The organism is Pseudocitrobacter cyperus (assembly GCF_039889165.1).
Taxonomy (GTDB): Bacteria; Pseudomonadota; Gammaproteobacteria; order Enterobacterales; family Enterobacteriaceae; genus Pseudocitrobacter; species Pseudocitrobacter cyperus.
Genome location: NZ_JAYMYY010000022.1, coordinates 1 through 1664 on the forward strand (window position 1 = coordinate 1; position 1664 = coordinate 1664).

A 1664-nucleotide genomic window follows, 5' to 3' on the forward strand; every position below is an offset into this window, starting at 1 on the left:
GATACGGATTCTTAACGTCGCAAGACGATAAATGAATACCAAGTCTCTGAGTGAACACGTAATTCATTACGAAGTTTAATTCACGAGCATCAAACTTAAATTGAAGAGTTTGATCATGGCTCAGATTGAACGCTGGCGGCAGGCCTAACACATGCAAGTCGAACGGTAACAGAAAGCAGCTTGCTGCTTTGCTGACGAGTGGCGGACGGGTGAGTAATGTCTGGGAAACTGCCTGATGGAGGGGGATAACTACTGGAAACGGTAGCTAATACCGCATAACGTCGCAAGACCAAAGAGGGGGACCTTCGGGCCTCTTGCCATCGGATGTGCCCAGATGGGATTAGCTAGTAGGTGGGGTAATGGCTCACCTAGGCGACGATCCCTAGCTGGTCTGAGAGGATGACCAGCCACACTGGAACTGAGACACGGTCCAGACTCCTACGGGAGGCAGCAGTGGGGAATATTGCACAATGGGCGCAAGCCTGATGCAGCCATGCCGCGTGTATGAAGAAGGCCTTCGGGTTGTAAAGTACTTTCAGCGAGGAGGAAGGTGTTGTGGTTAATAACCACAGCAATTGACGTTACTCGCAGAAGAAGCACCGGCTAACTCCGTGCCAGCAGCCGCGGTAATACGGAGGGTGCAAGCGTTAATCGGAATTACTGGGCGTAAAGCGCACGCAGGCGGTTTGTTAAGTCAGATGTGAAATCCCCGGGCTCAACCTGGGAACTGCATTTGAAACTGGCAAGCTTGAGTCTCGTAGAGGGGGGTAGAATTCCAGGTGTAGCGGTGAAATGCGTAGAGATCTGGAGGAATACCGGTGGCGAAGGCGGCCCCCTGGACGAAGACTGACGCTCAGGTGCGAAAGCGTGGGGAGCAAACAGGATTAGATACCCTGGTAGTCCACGCTGTAAACGATGTCGACTTGGAGGTTGTGCCCTTGAGGCGTGGCTTCCGGAGCTAACGCGTTAAGTCGACCGCCTGGGGAGTACGGCCGCAAGGTTAAAACTCAAATGAATTGACGGGGGCCCGCACAAGCGGTGGAGCATGTGGTTTAATTCGATGCAACGCGAAGAACCTTACCTACTCTTGACATCCACGGAACTTTTCAGAGATGAATTGGTGCCTTCGGGAACCGTGAGACAGGTGCTGCATGGCTGTCGTCAGCTCGTGTTGTGAAATGTTGGGTTAAGTCCCGCAACGAGCGCAACCCTTATCCTTTGTTGCCAGCGATTCGGTCGGGAACTCAAAGGAGACTGCCAGTGATAAACTGGAGGAAGGTGGGGATGACGTCAAGTCATCATGGCCCTTACGAGTAGGGCTACACACGTGCTACAATGGCATATACAAAGAGAAGCGACCTCGCGAGAGCAAGCGGACCTCATAAAGTATGTCGTAGTCCGGATTGGAGTCTGCAACTCGACTCCATGAAGTCGGAATCGCTAGTAATCGTAGATCAGAATGCTACGGTGAATACGTTCCCGGGCCTTGTACACACCGCCCGTCACACCATGGGAGTGGGTTGCAAAAGAAGTAGGTAGCTTAACCTTCGGGAGGGCGCTTACCACTTTGTGATTCATGACTGGGGTGAAGTCGTAACAAGGTAACCGTAGGGGAACCTGCGGTTGGATCACCTCCTTACCTTAAAGAACCGTTCCTTGAAGTG

At 52.4% G+C, this 1664-nt stretch carries 1 rRNA gene; it reads left to right on the forward strand.

The features are described 5' to 3' along the window. Positions 1 to 97: 97 nt before the first annotated feature. Positions 98 to 1639 (forward strand): 16S ribosomal RNA (locus tag VSR74_RS23145). Positions 1640 to 1664: the final 25 nt, after the last annotated feature.